We start from the raw sequence: 19,862 nt of genomic DNA on the forward strand, positions 1-19,862 counted from the left end.
GGGACAGCCATGCCCGAACGAGCAGGGCATGGCCCCCGCTCCTCCATCCGCGCAGTGCGCGAAAGTCGTTTTTGCCGGCTCGGGATGATGTTCGGAACGCAAAGGGAATTTATATTCTATATATTGAGATTTTGGAATTTTAATTCTATAGTTTTTCACACCCCCTTGACGTGACTACACCCTCAGTGGCCGGAAGTACCTGACACCAGGCTCAAGCAGGCATACGGCGAGGGCCCAACGCAGGAAAACGCTATGAACGATACCAAGTCATTGGACCTGATCTGCCTGGGCAGGGTCGCCGTCGACCTGTACTCCGATCAGATCGGCAGCCGTCTGGAAGACGTCTCCAGCTTCGCCAAGTACCTGGGCGGCAGTTCCGGCAACATGGCCTACGGCACCGCCCGCCTGGGGCTCAGGTCGGCCATGCTGTCCCGGGTCGGCAACGAGCAGATGGGCAACTTCGTGCGCGAGGAGCTCGGACGCGCCGGCGTGGATACCAGCGCCCTGCAGACCGACCCGGAACGCCATACCGGCCTGGTGCTCCTGGCGCTGAAGGATCGCGACAGCTTCCCCCTGCTGTTCTACCGCCGCGACTGCGCCGACATGGCTATCGACGCCGACGCCATCGACCCCGGGTTCATCGCCAGGGCCCGTGCCCTGGCCATCACCGGCACCCACCTGTCCACCGAGACCACGCAGAGGGCCTGTCGCAAGGCACTCGACGCCGCGGCCCGGCATGAGGTGAAGCGGGTGCTGGACATCGACTACCGGCCGGTGCTGTGGGGGCTCACCAATCCCGGCGACGGCGAGACCCGCTTCGTCGCCGACGCTCAGGTCACCCGGCACCTGCAGCGCTGGCTGGGCGATTTCGACCTGATCGTGGGCACGGAAGAGGAGTTCCATATTGCCGGCGGCAGCGTGGATACCCTCGAAGCCCTGCGCAACGTACGCAAGATCAGCGACGCCACCCTGGTCTGCAAGCTCGGCGCGCTGGGTTGCGTGGTGTTCGAGGGCGCGATTCCCGCACGCCTCGAGGAGGGCATCCTGGTCGAGGGCGTCGAGGTCGAGGTACTCAACGTGCTGGGCGCCGGCGACGCCTTTATGAGCGGCTTGCTCCGGGGCTGGCTCAAGGGCGAGAGCTGGCAGACCAGCGCCGGCTACGCCAACGCCTGCGGCGCGCTGGTGGTGTCGCGCCATGGCTGCGCCCCGGCGATGCCCACCGAGGAGGAGCTGTTCGACTACCTGAACCGCCGCCACGAGGTGTCGCGTCCCGACGAGGATATTCGCCTCAACCACCTGCACCGCGTCACCACCCGGGTACCGACCGAATGGCCCGAGGTGTGCGGGCTGGCCTTCGACCATCGTCGCCAGCTCATCGACATGGCCCGCGAGGCCAAGGCCGATCCGGCGCGCATTCCCGCACTCAAGCGGTTGCTGGTCAGGGCCGCCGAGGAGGGCGCCCGGCGCACCGGCCTGGTATCGCCGGCCATCCTGGTCGATGACGTGTTCGGTCAGGATGCCCTCAACGATGCCACCGGCAAGCACTGGTGGATCGGCCGCCCTGTCGAACTGCCCGGCTCGCGCCCGCTGCGCTTCCAGCATGGCGATGACCTGGGCAGCGAATTCCGCCACTGGCCGGCCGAGCACATCATCAAGTGCCTGGTGTTCTACCACCCGGACGACCCGCCGACCCTGCGTCTCGAGCAGGAAGCCCGCCTGCGCCAGCTGTATCAGGCCGCCTGCGCCAATCGCCTGGAACTGTTGGTCGAGGTGATTCCGCCCAATCAGGCCGAGGTCGACGACCGGACCCTGGCCCGCGCCCTCGCGCGCCTCTACCACCTGGGCATTCGTCCCGACTGGTGGAAACTGCCGACGCTGACCGACGCAGGCTGGGAGGCAGTGAGCCAGGCCATCGACGAGCAGGACCCCCACTGTCGCGGCGTGGTGCTGCTGGGGCTGGACGCGCCCATGGAGGAGATGAAGCGCGGCTTCGCCGCGGCGGCGCGCCACGGCCAATGCAAGGGCTTCACCGTGGGTCGCACCCTGTTCGCCGCCCCCAGCCGCGACTGGTTGGCGGGCACCCTCGACGACGACCAGCTCATCGATCGTGTCGCCGGCAACTATGCCGAGCTGATCCAGGAGTGGCAGCGGCTGCGTTCCACCCAGTCCGATGCCGAGAAAGCCCTGTCATGAAAGAGGATGCCCTGTCATGAAAACCGTACGCCTGACCATGGCCCAGGCCGTCATCCGCTACCTGACCGCCCAGAAGGTCGAGCTCGAGGGTGAAATAAAACCACTGTTTGCCGGCTGCTGGGCGATCTTCGGCCACGGCAACGTCGCCGGGCTGGGCGAGGCGCTCCACCATGTCCGCGACCAGCTGCCGACCTACCGCGCCCATAACGAGCAGGGCATGGCGCATGCCGCCATCGCCTATACCAAGACGCTGGACCGGCGCCAGATGATGGCCTGTACCGCCTCCGCCGGCCCCGGTTCGACCAACATGGTCACCGCCGCCGCGGTAGCGCATGTCAATCGTCTGCCGGTGCTGTTCCTGCCTGGGGATACCTTCGCCACGCGCCTGCCGGACCCGGTCCTGCAACAGATCGAGAACTTCCACGACCACACGCTGACCACCAACGACTGCTTCAAGCCGGTCAGCCGTTTCTTCGATCGCATCACCCGCCCCGAACAGCTGCTGACCTCGCTGCCCCAGGCAATCCGCGTGCTGACCGATCCCGTCGAATGCGGCCCGGTCACCCTGGCCATGCCCCAGGACGTGCAGACCATGGCCTTCGACTATCCGGTGCATTTCTTCGACGAGAAGATCCATCGGCCTCGTCGCCAGGCGGCCGACCGCGACGAACTCGCCCGCGCCATCGAACTGATCAAGCGGGCCAGCAGGCCCCTGGTCATCGCCGGCGGCGGCGTGCATTACGCCGATGCCCGCGAGGCGCTCGATGCAATGGTATCCGCCTATCACCTGCCGGTAGGTGAGACCCAGGCCGGCAAGGGTGCCCTGCCCTGGGATCACGAGCAGAACATGGGCACTGTCGGCGTCACCGGTGCGTCGTCCACCAACACCCTGGCCGCCGATGCCGACCTGATCATTGCCGTGGGAACCCGCCTGGGCGACTTCGCCTCCGGTTCGCGGGCGATGATCAATCCCCAGGCCAGGCTGCTGTGCCTCAATGTCGCCTCGTTCGACGCCATCAAGCACAAGGCCCAGCCGCTGGTCGGCGACGCCCGCCTGACCCTGCCCGAACTGACCGACGGCCTGACCGGCTGGCAACCCAGTAGCGAATGGATAGAGCAGGCCGCCAGGCTGCGCAGCGACTGGAACAAGGCCGTCGATATCGCCACCACTGACCGTGGCACCAACCTGCCCACCGATGCCGAGGTGGTGGGCGCCGTCAACCGCGCCGCCGGCGAACGCGACATCGTGGTGTGCGCCGCCGGCGGGCTGCCCGGCGAGCTGCAGAAGCTGTGGCGTACCCGCTATGCACGTGGTTACCACATGGAGTATGGCTATTCGTGCATGGGCTACGAACTGGCCGGTGGCCTGGGCACCAAGATGGCCAGGCCCGACTCGGAAGTATTCGTCATGGTCGGCGACGGCTCCTACCTGATGCTCAACTCGGAGATCGCCACCTCGGTGATGCTGGGCCACAAGATCATCGCCGTGGTGCTCGACAATCGTGGCTACGGCTGTATCCATCGCCTGCAGCAGGCTTGCGGCGGTCCCGGCTTCAACAATCTGCTAGACGACTGCCTGAGCGGCGAGGAAGGCGCGCCTAAGACCGATTTCGCCGCCCATGCCGCGGCGCTGGGCGCACGCGCCGAGCATGTCGGCAACATCCAGGCACTGGAGGCGGCCCTCGGGCGCGCCAAGGCGTCACCGGTCAGCTATGTCATCAGTCTGGACACCGATCCGCTGGTCGATACCGAGGACGGCGGCTCCTGGTGGGACGTGGCAGTGGCCGAGGTTTCAGAACGCTCCGAAGTCGAGGAAGCGCGCCGCCGCTATGAATCCTACAAGGCCCGCCAGTGGCAGAACATGTAACGGCTCTCTCAATGATCGAATCACCAACAACAGCCTTTTTCGGGAGTTCGCCATGAGCGTAAGACTGGGGATCAATCCCCTCACCTGGACCAACGACGACCTGCCCAGCCTGGGCGCCGACACCCCGTTGGAAACCTGCCTGGCCGAGGGCCGCGAAGCGGGCTTCAGCGGTTTCGAGCTGGGCAACAAGTTTCCGCGCACTCCCGAGGCCCTTTCGACGGTCCTCGGTGAACATGACCTGTCGCTGGTGTCCGGCTGGTACTCCAGCCAATTGCTGGCGCGCAGCCCAGAAGAGGAGATCGAGGCGGTCAAGGACCACCTGACGCTGCTCAAAGAGTGCGGTGCCGAGGTCATGGTGTTCTGCGAGGTGACCCACTGCGTGCATGGCGATCAGACCCATCCGCTGTCGCAGCGTCCTCACCTCGGCGATGCCGAATGGCAGCGCCTCACCGAGGGGCTCGACATCGTCGCCGACTATCTCAAGGAACAGGGCGTGCACATGGCCTACCACCACCATCTCGGCACGGTGGTGGAAAGCCAGGCCGATGTGGAGCGACTGATGGACAACACCCGCGACTCGGTGGGTCTGCTCCTCGACCTGGGCCACCTGGTGGGCGCCGGCGGCGACCCGTTGGCCATCGCCAAGCGTTACACCTCGCGCATCAAGCACGTGCACTGCAAGGACATCCGTTTCCCGGTCCTCGAGGACGTGCGAAATCGCGACAAGAGTTTTCTCGACGGGGTACTCGACGGCCTGTTCACTGTTCCCGGCGACGGCAATGTCGACTTCCTGTCCACGCTCCGTCACCTCAGCGAGGCAGGCTACGAGGGCTGGCTGGTCGTCGAGGCCGAGCAGGACCCGCAGGTCGCCCATCCGCTCACCTATGCCCGCATGGGACATGACAACCTGCGTTCGCTGGCCGGGCAGGCGGGCTTCACCATCGCGAAGTAACTGACGAGTCAAGGGGTTATCACATGAACCAGATTCACCACTATCTCAACGGCACGACCGTGGCCGGCCGCAGCGAACGCTTCGCCCCGGTCTACGACCCCGCCACCGGCGAGCAGAGCGCCCGAGTCGCCCTGGCCTGCGCCGACGAGACCCGCGAGGCCATCGCCAGCGCCGACCGGGCATTCGCCCAGTGGTCGAAGACGTCGCCGCTCAAGCGCGCGCGCATCCTGTTCAGGTTCAAGGAACTGATCGAGCGCAACGCCGACGAGATTGCACGGCTGATTTCCAGCGAGCACGGCAAGGTCTTCTCGGATGCCAAGGGCGAGCTGACCCGCGGCCTGGAAGTCGTCGAGTTCGCCTGCGGCATCCCGCACCTGCAGAAGGGCGAGCACTCCATGAACGTCGGCACCGGCGTCGACAGTTTCTCGCTGATGCAGCCGCTGGGCGTCTGCGCCGGCATCTCGCCGTTCAATTTCCCCGCCATGGTGCCGATGTGGATGTTTCCCATCGCCCTGGCCTGCGGCAACACCTTCGTCATGAAACCCTCGGAGAAGGACCCGTCCACACCGCTGCGCCTGGCCGAACTGCTGACCGAGGCCGGCCTGCCCGATGGCGTGTTCAACGTGGTCAACGGTGACAAGGAAGCGGTCGACGTGCTGCTCAGCGACGAGCGCGTGCAGGCGGTGAGCTTCGTCGGCTCCACCCCGATCGCCGAATACATTTATGCCACGGCCTCGAGCCACGGCAAGCGCGTTCAGGCCCTGGGCGGCGCCAAGAACCACATGGTGATCATGCCCGACGCCCACCTCGACCAGGCCGTGGATGCCCTGATGGGCGCGGCCTACGGGTCGGCGGGCGAACGCTGCATGGCGATCTCGGTGGCCGTGCCGGTGGGCGAGGAGACCGCCGATCGCCTGCGCGAGAAACTGATCGCCAAGCTCGCGACCCTGCGCGTCGGCCCCGGCCTGGTCGACGGCCCCGACAACGACATGGGCCCGCTGATCACCGGCGAGCACCTGGAGAAAGTCCGCGGCTACATTCAGACCGGCGTGGACGAAGGCGCCGAGCTGGTGGTGGACGGCCGCGACGCCGCGCTCGACACCGCCGGCAACGGTTACTTCATCGGCGGTACGCTGTTCGATCATGTCAGGCCGGGAATGCGCATCCATGCCGAGGAGATCTTTGGCCCGGTGCTGGCCATTGCCCGGGCGGGCAGCTTCGACGAAGCGGTGTCGATGATCAACGCCCACGAGTTCGGCAACGGCACGGCGATCTTCACCCGCGACGGCGATGCGGCGCGCCAGTTCTGCGAACAGATCCAGGTGGGCATGGTGGGGGTCAACGTGCCGATCCCGGTACCCATGGCCTTCCACAGCTTCGGCGGCTGGAAGCGCTCGCTGTTCGGCCCGTTGCACATGCACGGGCCCGACGGGGTGCGTTTCTACACGCGGATGAAGACGGTAACGCAGCGCTGGCCTAGCGGCATTCGGGAGGAGACCAATCACTTCACGATGCCTACCCACTAAAAAACACTGCCCAAATGCCTGAGCGGATAGGTCGTGGTGGCGCAAAGTGCGCCTGGCGACCTGCTCTGCTCGGCGATTAATGCAGCGCTAGTAATCAGGAGAATACGTCATGCCGCTCGTGACCATTTCCGTTCCCGATCACCGTCCGGTGCCGTGGCGCAAGAAAGTTGCCGATATCGTCAATGCGGCGGTGATCGAGACGCTGGATTTTCCGCCGGACGATCGCTACCAGCTGATCCAGACCCTACCGGCCGAGCAGATCGAACTGCAGGATCGCCATTGTGATGCGGTCGTGCTGCAACTGACCATGCGCGCCGGCCGGACCAGCCGCGCAAAGCAGGCCTTCTATCGCCGCGTCGTCGACGATCTGGCCAGGCAGGCCGACGTCGATCCCGCCAGCGTGATGATCGTGATCACCGAAAATGCCGATGCCGACTGGTCTTTCGGCCATGGCGAGGCACAGTTTCTCGCCACACAGCAGCACGTCGGCTGAAGCAAGGCCCCTCCAGCCTCCAGCGCCCATGCAGCCCTGTCCAATGGCGGCGATGCCTATTCCGGCAGGGTTGACCCGCATCGGAACAAAAATTCCTTTAAACCAAAGTATAGAACAAATGGTTTGAACGTTTATTCCTCGATCTATAGATTCAAACAACGCCTTCAAGACATCATCGTCCATCGCGGCCTGGCAGCGCCGGCCCGAGAGGAAAACGAAATGACTTCGACTTCAAGCACAAGGAAAGTTACCGAACCCGGTGATAGCGGCGAATTCGAGCGTCAGCGCGTTCCCGCCGACAAGCAACTGAGCGGCACCTACTTCCTCGGTGCCTATGCCGGCGAGCACGTTGCCGGCACCGAGTTCGTCATCGGCGCCTCGCTGGTCGCCCTGGGCGTCAGCACCAGTGACCTGATCTGGGGCCTGCTGATCGGCAATTTGTTCGCCGTACTGTCATGGGCCTGGGTCTGCAGCCCCATTGCCACCCGCTCGCGCATGACCATCTACTGGTATCTGGAAAGGCTGGCCGGCAAGCACTTCTCGACCGCCTACAACCTGCTCAATGGGCTGATCTTCGCGGTGGTTTCCGGTGCCATGGTCACGGTCTCGGCCTCGGCCTTCCGCGTGATGACCGACATCCCCCCTCAGACCGCCTGGTATCCCCAGAGCATCAGCTTCGTGGCACTGGCCCTGTTCGTCGGCGCCATCACCGTATGGATGACGGTCAAGGGCTTCAAGCTGATCGCCAATTTCTCGACGGTGTGCTCGCCCTGGATGGCCACGATGTTTTTAGCCAGTGGTGTGGTTTCGATTCCCGTGCTGCTGCACATGGGAGAGCTAAAGGGGATCTTCACCCTGGCGGGCGTCATAGATACTTTTGTGTGGACGGGCACGACCCCGGAGGGAACCTCCGGCATCTCGGTCTGGATAATCGCAGCCTGGGCATGGGGATGTAACATCCCCATGCACTTGGGCATGAGCGACATGAGCATCCTGCGCTTCGCTCGCAAGTCCAGCTATGGCTACTTCTCCGCTGCCGGCATGTACATCGGCCATTTCATGGCCTGGATCTGCGCCGGCCTGATGGGGGCGACCGCCGCCCTGCTGGCGAAATCCTCGCTCATCGAGATGGACCCGGGCGGTGTCGCGTTCCGTATCCTCGGCGCCATGGGGCTGATCGCCGTGGTGGTCGCCGGCTGGACGACATCCATCCCCAGCCTGTACCGCGCCGGTCTGGCCTTTCAGGCCGTGTTCGACCGCTTCTCGCGTGTCCAGGTCACCGTCACCACCGGCGCCGCGACGACGGTGATTGCCTGTTTTCCGTTCGTGTTCACCCAATGGCTGAACGTGCTGTCCTACTTCATCATGCTGATAGCCCCGGTGGGGGCGGTCATCGCTGCGGAGCACTTTTTACTCCCGCGGCTGGGCATCCGCCCCTTCTGGCGTGAGCAGCAAGGATGCGATACCAACCTGCCCGCCTTCGCCGCGTGGGGACTCGGTATCGCAGTGGGGATCGTGCTGCTGATGCTCGAGGCCATCCATCTGTTCGCACTGTTCATCCCCGTGTGGCTGGTCGGCTTCCTCGGCTATCCGCTGCTGTGCCGCCTTGCCGGTGCCGCCCGGGGCAACGACGCCAGCGATCCCTATGAAGCGGCCTACGGCCCGGTACTCGAACGCCGCTCCACGGAAACGCCTCCCGCCGGCTACCAGCCCGTCAATCGTCGCAGCCCCTGGTACGCCATCGCCGTGGCCTGCCTGGTGGCCATCCTCGGCCTGGCTGCCTGGGGCGGAATCACCAATAACGCCGTGGCCCACCTTGACACGTTCCAGAGCCTGATCGTCCTGCCCACACTGCTCTACTTCATCGCAGCCACCGCCTGGATGAAGGGCCGCCGCAGGCCGCGGCCCCGCGACGAGGAGCGCCCCATCTCCCTGGCCAGTGACGTCGACTGAGTCCGTGACGCCACCCGCCGATGTGGACAAGAGCAGCCCGCCCGCCGCGTACCGGGACCGCCCGGCAACGAGGTCTAGCGGCAGAAGCTCATGCCGCGCATGCCGAAATGAAAGTGATTGGCGTGGGCGGCGTTGTACTCCGGGCCGAGGACGGTGCCGAACAGCCCGCAGGCACCGGATTGCGCCTCGCGCAGGAAGTCGCCGGCGGCATCGTCGTCGCCCCAGTCGTCGAGCACGCTGATGCGCCGGCCGTCGGCCAGCCGGAAGGCGGCGACATCCAGCGCCTCGGCCGTGGCATGTTCGCTGCGCCGGGCGTTCTCGCGGTGGTAGATGTTGCGACAGGCGAAGCTGCCGTAATGCTGAACGGCGGCGACTCGCTCGCCCAAGTGCGCCTCGGCGGCGGGCTGCAGGCGGTGGCGCTCGAACAGCACCCAGGCCACCGCCAGTGGACAGCTGGCCACGAAGCTGGCGTTGAAGCCGACCTCGCCGCCACGTATGCGCACCACGTTTTCCAGCGGGCAGCCGGCGACCGGGGTGTAATCGGCCAGCGGCGTGTAGCTCAGGGTGCCTGGCGGTGCCGACGCGAGCACAGCCCGACAGGCCTCGCGGTCGCCCTTCAGGCGATCGAGCTTCCACTGGGTCACCGGGGTCAGCGGATCACTGACGGCCAGCGGCGCGAAGGGGTTCCATTCGCGGGGGATCGTCCAGACGCCCTTGTCGAAGGCGATGCCTATGACAATCAGCAACAGCGGTATGGCGATGCTCCAGAAGCCTTTCATCGACGCGTCCTTGTCGTGTTTGTCGATAAACAGATTACCGGCTCACCGGAGTCGACCCAAGCCGTGATAGCCGCCGTGCGGACTGATTGTTAGCCACTTATCAATTAGCCGTAATGACCTTGTGCATCACTGGGCGTAGAATTTTCCGCCTCATTCTTGCCCGGAAAGTCCATGCCCAGCGACACCCCGCCCCCTTCGAATCCATCCCGTTCGGGCCAGGCCACCATCGACTCGTCCGTCGACGCGGTCAGCGCAAGGGTCTATCGCCAGCCGGGGTTTCTGGCCTTTTTGTTCTCGCGCCTGGCCGCGGTGTTCGCCATGCAGATCCAGGCGGTGGTGGTCGCCTGGCAGGTCTACGACATCACCCGCGACCCGCTGTCGCTGGCCTATGTCGGCCTCGCCCAGTTCCTGCCCATGGTCGTGCTGCTGCTGCCCGCCGGGGACCTGGTCGATCGCTTCGATCGCAAGCGCATCCTGCAGGCCAGTTGGGCGCTCCAGGCGGTATGCAGCGGCTTGTTGCTATGGCTCTCGTATACCTCCTCGAGCGACGTGACCGGGTACTACGCCGTACTGGCGCTGTTCGGCTGTGCCCGCGCCTTCACCGGGCCGACCTTGCAGAGCCTGTTGCCGCAGATCGTGCCGCGCGCCCAGTTGGCCCAGGCGATCGCCCTGAACAGCGCGATCATGAAGATCGCGGTGATCGGCGGGCCGTTGCTCGGCGGGGTGCTCTACGCCTTCGGCGGCAGCCTGGCCTACGCCGTCTGCCTGGGCTGTTTCCTGCTGGCGCTGGTGCTGCTGTGGTACGTGCCGGTGCGCTACAAGCAGGAAGCTCGACCCATGGAGGCCACGGCCTGGAAGCGCTTCACCGCCGGCATCGGTTATATCCGCGCCAAGCCGATCATCCTCGGGGTGATCTCGCTGGACCTGTTCGCCGTGCTGTTGGGCGGGGTGATCGCCCTGCTGCCGATCTATGCCCAGGAAGTCCTGCATGTCGGCCCCGAAGGGCTGGGTGCGCTGCGCAGCGCGATCGCCGTGGGTGCACTGCTGATGGGCGTGTATCTCGGCGTGCGCGCGATTCGCCGGCATGTCGGCTGGGTGATGTTCGCCGCGGTGGCGGTGTTCGGGGTGGCCAACCTGGTGTTCGCGCTATCGGAGACGTTCTGGCTGTCGCTGGTGGCGCTGGTGATTGCCGGCGCCGCCGACATGATCAGCGTCAACATTCGCCTGACGCTGCTGCAACTGGCCACGCCGGACGACATGCGCGGCCGGGTCAATGCCGTCAACATGCTGTTCATCGGCTCGTCCAACGAGCTCGGCGAGTTCCGTGCCGGGACCAGTGCAGCATGGTTCGGCGTGGTACCCGCGGCGGTGATCGGCGGCGTCGGCACCCTCGCCGTGGTCGGTCTGTGGCTGTGGGGTTTCGCCCCGCTGCGCCGGGTCGATCGCTTCGAGGAGGTCGAGCCCGCCGGGCGCTAATCGAGCAGGCTCACCACCAGCGCTCCGAGCCCGACCGCCAGCGCGACGAGCACGGCGACGCTCACCAGCCCGTCGAGCAGCCGATCGATGTCCAGGGGCCGGCCGGCGGCGCGGGCCATGCGAGGTTTGCGGCGGGTCGCGCCGCGCCGGGGTGGCGGTTTCAATGTGTGGCTCATGGTGCATCCTGTGGCTGACCGCCCGTGCACTCTCAACATAAGCGCCGCCGGCGCTTTTAACCAGCCCCGCGAGGCGCTGCCCCGTCAACGCAAGACGCCCGGCCGACCGGGCGTCTTCGCGCTTGGGAACGGCGACGGCAATCAGCTGCCCTCGCGGGTATTGATACGCCGATTGACCACGCCGGGAGCGCGACGATAGCGATCCGCCTCGGCGAGCTCGTCGGCCTCGAAGGCGTCGGCCCCGACCGGGGTATCGCCATGGCGGCGATAGAGCGCGGTGAGCATCGCCTTGCGGTCGCTGCGCAGCTCCTTGAGCAGCACGAACACCATGCCATAGAGGATGAAGGTGAACGGCAGCGCCGCGAGCACCGCCGCCGACTGCAGCCCTTTCAAGCCGCCGGCGATCAGCAGCGTCAGGCAGATGGCGGCGATCAGCAGCCCCCAGGCGATGCGCTTGTAGAGCGGCGGATTGATCGAGCCGCCATCGGTCATCTGGGCGACGATATAGGTCGCCGAGTCGGCGGAGGTCACCAGGAAGATGAATATCAGCAGCAGGGCGACCAGCGACAGCACCTCGGTGAACGGCATCAGCTCGAACATCTGAAACAGCGCCGAGGTGATGTTCTCGTCGGTCGCCGCGGCCAGGCCGACATCACCGTTGAGCTCCATGTTGAGCGCCGCGCCGCCGAACACGCCGATCCACAGGCAGGCCAGCAGCGGCGGCATGACCAGCACGCCGAACACGTACTCCTTGATGGTGCGCCCGCGCGAGATCCGCGCGACGAAGGTGCCCACGAACGGCGACCAGGCGATCACCCACGCCCAGTAGAAGATGGTCCATTCATTGGCCCAGCTGCTGTTCTCGTAGGGGGAGGTGCGCAGGCTCATGCCGATGAAGTTCTGCAGGTAGTCGCCGATGCCCAGGGTGATGGTCTTGAGGATCGCCAGGGTCGGGCCGGTCACCAGGATGTACAGCATCAGCGCGAAGCACAGCACCAGGTTGATGTTGGACAAGCGCTTGATGCCCTTGTCCAGACCGCCCCAGGCCGAGGCCATGTAGCAGACGAACATCGCCCCCATGATCGCGAACTTCCAGAAGGCGCTTTCCTCGACCCCGAACACCGCCTTGAGGCCGCCGTTGATCTGCAGCACGGCCAGCCCGATCGAGGTGGCGACCCCCATGATGGTCGCCACCACGGCGAAGATGTCGAGCCCCGGCGCCCACTTGCGCAACTTGGGACGCTTGGCGGTGACCGATGACAGCACCGACGACACCAGGCCGGCCTGGCCCTTGCGGAACTGGAAGTAGGCGATGATCAGGCCGACGATCGAGAACGCCGCCCACTGGTGGATGCCCCAGTTGAAGAAGCTGTACTGGATCGCGTAACGTGCCGCCTCGGTTGTCTCAGGCTCGACGTCGCCGAACGGCGGATGCAGGTAGTGGGTCATCGGCTCGGCCATGCCGTAGAACACCAGGCCCACGCCGAAGCCGGCCGCCAGCAGCATGGCCACCCATGAAAAGAAGCTGTAGCTCGGCGTGCTGTCCTGGGGGCCGAGGCGGATCTTGCCGTACTTGCTCAGCGCCAGGCAGATCAGGAACAGCACGAAGCCGAACACCGAAAACAGATAGAACCAGCCGAAGTAGCGCCCGATCGTCGTCAGGGCGGCGTCGGCCGCCGCGCCGAACTGGTCGGGAAAGGCCGCGCCCACCGCCACCAGCGCAACGATGATCAATGCGGATATGGTGAAGACGCGTTGCCGTCCAAAGTTGGCCATTGAGAATTCCTCGTCCTGAGTAGCGCGGTGTTTGTCGCGTAAAGGGCAGCTTGCCATTACCCTTCCCGCACTAGCAATCAACCCAGCGTCGTCCATGATACACAGGACGTACCACGACCGCGGGCTCCCTCATGCCTTTACCCTCGTTCACTTCACTGGCTTCCGCCAGCGCCTGGCTCGATCGGCTGGCCGACTCCCGCCATGCCATGGTGCTGCTGTTCTTTGCCTCGATCATGGAGACCCTGATCGTCCCCATCCCCATCGAACTGATCCTGATCCCGTGGATGATCAGCCGGCCGAACGCCAAATGGCGCCTGGCCGCGGTGGCGCTGGCCGGCAATCTGACCGCCGCGCTGATCGGCTACGGACTGGGCGGCCTGGCCATGGCGCAGTGGGGGGACACGCTTATCTCGCTGTTCGGCGGCCAACAGGCCTACAGCGACTTCGAGAGCCAGTTCGACGCCAACGGCTTCCAGGCGATTCTCGCCGTGGGTATCGTGCCGGTTCCCTTCCAGATCGCCATGCTGGTGGCCGGCGCCAGCCACTATCCATTGCCGCTGTTCCTGCTGGCCGCGCTGATCGCCCGCGGCATCCGCTACTTCGGCCTGGCGCTGCTGGTCGCCCTGGTCGGCGACAGCGCGACCCGGATCTGGCAGCGCCATTCCAGGCCGGTGGGCGTAGCGGCGCTGCTGGCGTTCGCCGGCTGGGCGTATTTCCAGTTCATGGCATGAAGGCCTTCGCCGGTTCGGTGGCATCTTGAGCGGCCGGCTCTTGAGTTCATGGCTGCGCGCCCCCACAAGAGAATTGTTAAGGCGCTAACGATGGCGTCACATCCGGCTTCCGAGGTCACCATGTCCCGACTCGCCAACACCCCGTTTTCCGTGCTCGACCTGGCGCCGATCCGCCAGGGCGGCAGCATCGGCGAGACCTTCGCCGACAGCACCGCGCTGGCCCGTCAGGTCGACGAACTCGGCTTCAACCGCTACTGGCTGGCCGAGCATCACAACATCGACGGTATCGCCAGCGCGGCGACCTCGGTGCTGATCGGACATATCGCCGGCGCCACCCGGCGCATCCGCGTGGGCTCGGGGGGCATCATGCTGCCCAACCACCCCCCGCTGGTGATCGCCGAGCAGTTCGGCACCCTGGAGACCCTCTACCCCGGACGCATCGACCTGGGGCTGGGACGCGCCCCCGGCTCCGATGGCGTGACCATGGCGGCGATGCGCCGCGATCCCCGCGCCGGCGTCAGCGACTTTCCCGACCGGCTCGATGAACTGCGCCGTTACCTGGGCGATGCAGCGCCCGACCAGCGCGTGCGCGCGGTGCCCGGCCAGGGGACCCATGTGCCGATCTGGCTGCTCGGCTCGAGCGGCTACAGCGCCCAGCTCGCCGCGCGGCTCGGGTTGCCGTTCGCCTTCGCCGCGCAGTTCGCGCCGGGCTACCTGTTCGAGGCGCTGCGCCTGTACCGCGAGCAGTTCCGCCCCTCGGAGACGCTCGATGCGCCCTATGCGATGGTCGGCATGCCGCTGATCGCCGCCGACAACGACGCCCACGCCGATTACCTCGCCACCACCTCGCAGCAGAAGTTCCTCAACCTGATCCGCGGTCGCAGCACCCGTGCCCAGCCGCCGGTGGAGGACCTCGACTGGACGCCACAGGAGCGCGCCGCGGTCGCCCAGCACCTGGGTGCGGCGGTGGTCGGCGGCCCCGAGACCGTCAAGACGGGGCTGGAGCGCTTCCTGGAAGAAACCCGGGCCGACGAGCTGATGCTGGTCACCGACGTCTTTGATGCCGCCGACCGGCGGCGCTCGTTCGAGATCGTCGCCGATATCCGGCGCGGCTGAACGCATCGCCCGGCGGCGGCAACCGCCTGACGGAAGAAAGCCGGCTAGCGCCGGCTTTCTTCGTTAACGGAACATCGCTCGGTCTCAGCCACGCAGGCGATCGGCGAGCAGCTTCTCGAGCTTGTCCTGGTCGTCGGCGAAGCGCCGGATGCCCTCGGCCAGCTTGTCGTTGGCCATGGCATCCTTGTTGTGGCCCCAGCGGAATTCCGGCTCGGTCAGTGCCGGCAGCCGCTCGGAGGCGTCGCCCACGTCGGTGATCTTGCGCTCGACCTCGCCTTCGCTGGCGGCCAGTTCCTCGAGCAGTGCCGGCGAGATGGTCAGGCGGTTGCAGCCGGCCAGCGCCAGGATCTGCCCGGTGGTGCGAAAGCTCGCGCCCATCACCACGGTGTCGTAACCGAAATCGCTGGCGTAGCGGCACACACCCTGCACGAACTGCACGCCGGGGTCCTGCTCCGCGGTGTAGTCCTGGCCGGTTTCCTTCTTGTACCAGTCGGTGACCCGGCCGACGAACGGCGAGATCAGGTGCACCCCGGCGTCGAAGCAGGCGCGCGCCTGGGCGTCGCTGAACAGCAGCGTCAGGTTGCACTGGATGCCCTCGCGCTCGAGGGTCTCGGCGGCGCGGATACCCTCCCAGGTCGAGGCCAGCTTGATCAGGATGCGCTCGCGACCGACGCCATGGCGTTCGTAGAGGTCGATCAACTGGTGGGCCTTTGCGATGCTCGCCTCGCGATCGAACGACAAGCGTGCGGGGACCTCGGTGGACACGCGCCCCGGCACCAGTTGCGAAATCTCGCGGCCGATCGCCACCGAGAGCCGGTCCACCGCCTGCTCGACCTGCGATTCGGGATCGCTGACCTCGCGCTTGACGATGTCCAGCGTCTCGTCGATCAGCGCCTGGTGGCCGGGCAGATCGAACGCCTTGAGAATCAGCGAGGGGTTGGTGGTGGCATCGTGGGGCTGATAGCGGCGAATGGCTTCCAGGTCGCCGGTGTCGGCGACGACCAGGGAAAGCTTCTTGAGAGCGTCGAGTTGGCTCATGGGATCATCCTTGTCTGTCGATCGATGGGCTCGGCGCCGGGCTCAGGCCGGCACGCCGTAGCGTTCGGCCAGCGCCTGGCGATAGCGAAGGTAGAGTTCATCATAACGCGTGGCGGCCTCGTTGCGAGGCCGGGTACGGGTTTCGGCATCGAGACTCACCAGCCGTTCGCTGAGCGTGGCCAGCGATTCGCCGTCACCGCGGTGCCGGGCGTCGCACCACGCCGCCTGGATCGCCGCGCCCAGCGCCGCGGCTTCGGTGAAGCGCGGGCAGACCACTTCGACGCCCAGCACGTCGGCGACGATCTGTCGCCAGATCGGGCTCTTGGCGCCGCCACCCACCAGCCGGATCTCGTTGACCCGGTCGGCCAGCGGTCCGAGCAGCTCGAGACCGTAGCGCATGCCGAAGGTCGCGCCCTCGACCACCGCCCGACACAGGTTGTCGGCGCTGGTATTGAGGCTGGTCAGGCCGACGAAACTGGCGCTGGCATGGGGCAGCGGCGGCACCCGCTCGCCGTTGAAGAAGGGCAGCACCATCACCCCCTCGGCACCGATCGGCGCGGCGGCGACCCGCTCGCCGAAGGTCTCGACGTCGAAGCCGAACAACTCGCGCACCCGGGTGGTCGCCGAGGTCACGTTCATGGTGCACACCAGCGGTAGCCAGCCGCCGCTGCTGGCGCAGAAGTTGGCGACCATGCCCTGGGCGTCGATCACCGGCTCCTCGGCATAGGCGCATACCGTGCCCGAGGTGCCCAGGCTCATGGTCACCAGCCCCGGAGCGATGTTGCCGGTGCCGATCGCCGCCATCATGTTGTCGCCGCCGCCGCTGGCGACCAGCACGTCGTCGGCCAGGCCCAGCTCGCGGGCCACCTCGGCGCGTACCCGACCGACCGGCTCGGACGATTCGATCAGCCGCGGCAGCACCCGGTTCGGATCGAGCTCGGGGGCGACGGCCTGGAACACCTCGTGATGCCATGCGCGACGGCGGGTATCGAAGTAGCCGGTGCCCGAGGCGTCGCCGCATTCGGTGACCCGCTCCCCGGTCAGCCAGAAATTGAGATAGTCGTGGGGCAGCAGCAGGCTGTCGATGCGCCGATAGGCGTCGGGGTGGGTGTCGCGCAGCCAGGCGACCTTGGACGCGGTGTAGCCGGTCTGCAGCAGCAGGCCGAGCTTGTCGAGGCAGCCCTGGCGGCCGCCCAGCGTCTCGATCAGGTTCTCGTTGTGCAGCGCGGTCTCGGTGTCGCACCACAGCTTGGCCGGATAGACCGGCTCGCCCCGGGCATCCAGCGCGACCATGCCGTGCTGTTGACCCGACACGCCGATGGCGCGGATCGTGCGGGCGTCGATGCCCGCCTCGGCCAGCGCCTCGGCGAACGCGCCGCGCAGCGCGGCCAGCCAGTCGTCGACCGACTGCTCGCGCCGGCCGCCGTCGCCCTCGATCAGCTGATGCCCCCGGCTGCCTTCGCCGACGATCGTCGCGCGCTCCGCATCGACGATCACCACCTTGGTGCTCTGGGTGCCACAATCCACGCCTAGATACATTCCCCACTCCCATTCCGGTGCTGGCGCCAGTCAGTACAAGGGTAGCCGCCGACGCCTGCAATGAACATCAGCGCGGGCCCACCAGCGCCTCGACAGTGGCCCGCGCGCCGTCGCGATGCAGCCGCTCGAGGGCATCGAGATAGGCCGCACGGAAGCGTTCGTCCTCGGCCAGCTCGCCGAACAACTGACGGTTGCCGATGAACGCATGTGGATCCCGGCGGTTGTCGGCGGCCAGCGTCATCAATTCGTCCCTCAGGCGATCGACCACCTCGATGGGCTCGCCCTGCTCGTCGCGGCCCTCGGCGTAGCGCGCCCAGCTCGCCACCACCGCCGCGCTGCGCTTGATCTCGCCGCCGCGTTCGAGCTGCTCGCGGATCACCGGCAGCAGCCACTTGGGGATGCGGTCCGAACTCTCGGCGCACAGCCTCGCCAGGGTATCGCGGATCTCGGGGTTGGCGAAGCGCGCGATCAGCGTGCGCTTGTAGTCGTCGAGATCGACCCCCGGCACCGGCGACAGCGTCGGTGTGGCCTCGATGTCCATGTAGTCGAGCAGGAAATCGACGAACAGCGGATCCTGACAGACCTCATGGGCGTAACGGTAACCCGCCAGGTAGCCGAAATAGGTCAGCGCCTGGTGACTGGCGTTGAGCAGCCGCAGCTTCATCAGCTCGTAGGGAATCACGTCGTCGACCATCTGCACCCCGACCTCCTCGAAGGGCGGCCGCCCGAGCGGAAACTGGTCCTCGAGCACCCACTGGGTGAACGGCTCGCAGACCACCGGCCACTGGTCCTCGACGCCGAAGCGCTCGGCCAGCGCCGTGATGTCGGCCGGCGTGGTCACCGGGGTGATGCGATCGACCATGGCGTTGGGGAAGCTGACCTCGGCCTCGATCCAGGCACCCAGCTCGCCGTCCAGCGCCCGGGCGTGGGCGGTGAACATGCGCCGGGCAACCTCGCCGTTGCCCTGGATGTTGTCGCAGGACATCACCGTGAACGGCTCGATGTCCCGCGCGCGACGCCGCTTGAGCGCGGCGACCACCAGCCCGAAGGTGGTGCGCGGCGCGTCGGGTTCGGCGAGATCGTGGGCGACGTCGGGGTTGGTCAGGTCGTATTCGCCGGTCACGTGATGAAAGTTGTAGCCGCCCTCGGTGACGGTCAGCGAGACGATCCGCGTCGCCGGGTCGGCCATGCGCTCGATCACCGCCTCGCACTCGTCGGGCGCGTAAAGGTAGTCGACGATGGAGCCGATCACCCGCGGCTCGTAACGGCCGTCGGGATGCTTGACCACCAGCGTGTAGAGATGGTCCTGGGCGGCCAGCGCGGCCTGCATGCGCCGGTCGCCGGGCATCACGCCGACGCCGACGATGCCCCAGTCGAGCGCCTCGCCCCGGTTCATCAGCTCGTCGAGGTACATCGCCTGGTGCGCGCGATGAAAGCCGCCCACGCCGATGTGGACGATACCCGGCGTGACCCGCGAACGGTCGTAGCGCGGCGTGGCGACGGCGGCGCCGAATCCGGCCAGGGTGTCGTTGGTCAGTTCAGTCATCTAGGGACTCCTTGGGGCCGAGCGCGTGTCGAAGCCCGGCGTTGAAATGCCAGCGCCAGTGCGGCGCCACCGAGCGGTCGTTGACCAGCCGCGCGTTGAGCATGTCCTTGTCGTGGGTGCGCCGGTGGGCGCCCCGTTCGTCCTCGCCCATGCCTTGCCAGCGATCGAGCAGCCGCTCGACCAGCACGGCGTCGGGCACGTCGATGAACAGCGTCAGGTCGAACAGCGCATGCAGCTCGCGCCAGCCCGGCGCATCGAGCAACAGGTAATTGCCCTCGACCAGCACCAGGCGATGCCCGGGCAGGATCAGGCGGCCGCCGGCGCGCGCCAGGTCGAGCGGACGATCGAACACCGGCACCGCCACCGTGCCCGCGTCGCGTCGCAGGCGCCTCAGGTCGCCCGCCAGACCCTCGACATCGAAGGTCTCCGGCGCGCCCTTGATCATTAGCCGGCCCTGCGGCTCGAGCACCGCGTTGTCGTAGTGGTAGCCATCCATCGGCACGACCGAGGCAAATCCCGGGCGCAACGCGTCGAGCCGTTGGCGGAGCCGCTCGGCGAGGGTCGACTTGCCCGCCGCCGGCGGCCCGGCGATGGCCACCAGGGTGCGTCGCTCCGGCGCGGCGTTCGCCAGCAGCCGCTCGGCCATGACGTCCAGCGTCGGTGTCATGGGGAGATCGTCGTTCGCGTTGGGTGTCGTCGTT

The 19,862-nt window shown here is 66.6% G+C and carries 16 protein-coding genes; 9 read left to right on the forward strand and 7 right to left on the reverse strand.

Annotation, left to right across the window (positions count from 1 at the left end; all coding sequences use genetic code 11):
* Positions 1-252 precede the first annotated feature (252 nt).
* The 6 genes from HR9077_RS06120 to HR9077_RS06145 all read left to right on the forward strand — a co-directional run bounded on the left by HR9077_RS06120 (position 253) and on the right by HR9077_RS06145 (position 8,984).
* Entirely contained in the window at positions 253-2,193 is a 1,941-nt protein-coding gene (locus HR9077_RS06120) for a bifunctional 5-dehydro-2-deoxygluconokinase/5-dehydro-2-deoxyphosphogluconate aldolase (RefSeq protein ID WP_136066143.1), read from the forward strand.
* Positions 2,194-2,209: 16 nt separating this feature from the next.
* Positions 2,210-4,060 (forward strand): 3D-(3,5/4)-trihydroxycyclohexane-1,2-dione acylhydrolase (decyclizing), encoded by a 1,851-nt coding sequence (iolD, locus tag HR9077_RS06125; RefSeq protein WP_136066144.1) that lies wholly within the window; start codon positions 2,210-2,212, stop codon positions 4,058-4,060.
* Positions 4,061-4,112: 52 nt separating this feature from the next.
* On the forward strand, positions 4,113-5,012 hold the full coding sequence (gene iolE / locus HR9077_RS06130; RefSeq protein WP_136066145.1) for a myo-inosose-2 dehydratase: 900 nt from the start codon (positions 4,113-4,115) through the stop codon (positions 5,010-5,012).
* A gap of 23 nt (positions 5,013-5,035) precedes the next feature.
* Positions 5,036-6,538, forward strand: coding sequence for a CoA-acylating methylmalonate-semialdehyde dehydrogenase (locus HR9077_RS06135; RefSeq protein ID WP_136066146.1), 1,503 nt, complete (start codon positions 5,036-5,038; stop codon positions 6,536-6,538).
* A 109-nt stretch (positions 6,539-6,647) separates the two neighbouring features.
* The gene (locus HR9077_RS06140) at positions 6,648-7,031 is read left to right on the forward strand and encodes a tautomerase family protein (protein ID WP_136066147.1); all 384 of its coding nucleotides are present in this window, start codon (positions 6,648-6,650) and stop codon (positions 7,029-7,031) included.
* Positions 7,032-7,250: 219 nt separating this feature from the next.
* Positions 7,251-8,984 (forward strand): purine-cytosine permease family protein, encoded by a 1,734-nt coding sequence (locus HR9077_RS06145; RefSeq protein ID WP_136066148.1) that lies wholly within the window; start codon positions 7,251-7,253, stop codon positions 8,982-8,984.
* Between the two features lie 74 nt (positions 8,985-9,058).
* Here the strand turns inward: HR9077_RS06145 and HR9077_RS06150 are convergent, their stop codons facing one another.
* Positions 9,059-9,763, reverse strand: coding sequence for an extensin-like domain-containing protein (locus HR9077_RS06150; protein WP_136066149.1), 705 nt, complete (start codon positions 9,761-9,763; stop codon positions 9,059-9,061).
* A gap of 171 nt (positions 9,764-9,934) precedes the next feature.
* Between HR9077_RS06150 and HR9077_RS06155 the strand changes: the two genes are divergently transcribed.
* Entirely contained in the window at positions 9,935-11,239 is a 1,305-nt protein-coding gene (locus HR9077_RS06155; protein WP_136066150.1) for an MFS transporter, read from the forward strand.
* On the opposite strand, the gene HR9077_RS06160 is transcribed toward HR9077_RS06155, so the two are convergent.
* Both HR9077_RS06160 and HR9077_RS06165 read right to left on the reverse strand, forming a co-directional pair.
* On the reverse strand, positions 11,236-11,415 hold the full coding sequence (locus HR9077_RS06160; RefSeq protein WP_136066151.1) for a hypothetical protein: 180 nt from the start codon (positions 11,413-11,415) through the stop codon (positions 11,236-11,238). The two genes, HR9077_RS06155 and HR9077_RS06160, sit on opposite strands and share 4 nt — an antisense overlap.
* Before the next feature lie 141 nt (positions 11,416-11,556).
* Positions 11,557-13,191 carry a BCCT family transporter gene (locus HR9077_RS06165; RefSeq protein ID WP_136066152.1) on the reverse strand — a complete coding sequence of 545 codons (1,635 nt, stop codon included), beginning with the start codon at positions 13,189-13,191 and terminating at the stop codon, positions 11,557-11,559.
* Between the two features lie 131 nt (positions 13,192-13,322).
* On the opposite strand from HR9077_RS06165, the gene HR9077_RS06170 reads away from it, so the two are divergent.
* A complete protein-coding gene (locus tag HR9077_RS06170) occupies positions 13,323-13,922 on the forward strand; it encodes a YqaA family protein (RefSeq protein WP_136066153.1) in 600 nt (199 codons plus the stop codon).
* 120 nt (positions 13,923-14,042) lie between these two features.
* The gene (locus tag HR9077_RS06175) at positions 14,043-15,038 is read left to right on the forward strand and encodes an LLM class flavin-dependent oxidoreductase (RefSeq protein ID WP_136066395.1); all 996 of its coding nucleotides are present in this window, start codon (positions 14,043-14,045) and stop codon (positions 15,036-15,038) included.
* Between the two features lie 84 nt (positions 15,039-15,122).
* Here HR9077_RS06175 and tal read toward each other — a convergent pair whose 3' ends face one another.
* The 4 genes from tal to HR9077_RS06195 all read right to left on the reverse strand — a co-directional run bounded on the left by tal (position 15,123) and on the right by HR9077_RS06195 (position 19,828).
* Positions 15,123-16,076: a transaldolase gene (gene tal, locus HR9077_RS06180; RefSeq protein ID WP_136066154.1), complete on the reverse strand. Its 954-nt coding sequence runs from the start codon at positions 16,074-16,076 to the stop codon at positions 15,123-15,125.
* Between the two features lie 42 nt (positions 16,077-16,118).
* Positions 16,119-17,615: a xylulokinase gene (xylB, locus tag HR9077_RS06185; protein WP_136066155.1), complete on the reverse strand. Its 1,497-nt coding sequence runs from the start codon at positions 17,613-17,615 to the stop codon at positions 16,119-16,121.
* A 67-nt stretch (positions 17,616-17,682) separates the two neighbouring features.
* Positions 17,683-19,161 carry a mannitol dehydrogenase family protein gene (locus HR9077_RS06190; RefSeq protein WP_136066156.1) on the reverse strand — a complete coding sequence of 493 codons (1,479 nt, stop codon included), beginning with the start codon at positions 19,159-19,161 and terminating at the stop codon, positions 17,683-17,685.
* Complete coding sequence (locus HR9077_RS06195; RefSeq protein ID WP_136066157.1) at positions 19,154-19,828, reverse strand: nucleoside triphosphate hydrolase; 675 nt, start codon at positions 19,826-19,828, stop codon at positions 19,154-19,156. The genes HR9077_RS06190 and HR9077_RS06195 overlap by 8 nt, the downstream gene beginning before the upstream one ends.
* Positions 19,829-19,862 lie beyond the last annotated feature (34 nt).

The sequence above is a fragment of the Modicisalibacter radicis genome, from assembly GCF_900961225.1.
Classification (GTDB): Bacteria; Pseudomonadota; Gammaproteobacteria; order Pseudomonadales; family Halomonadaceae; genus Modicisalibacter.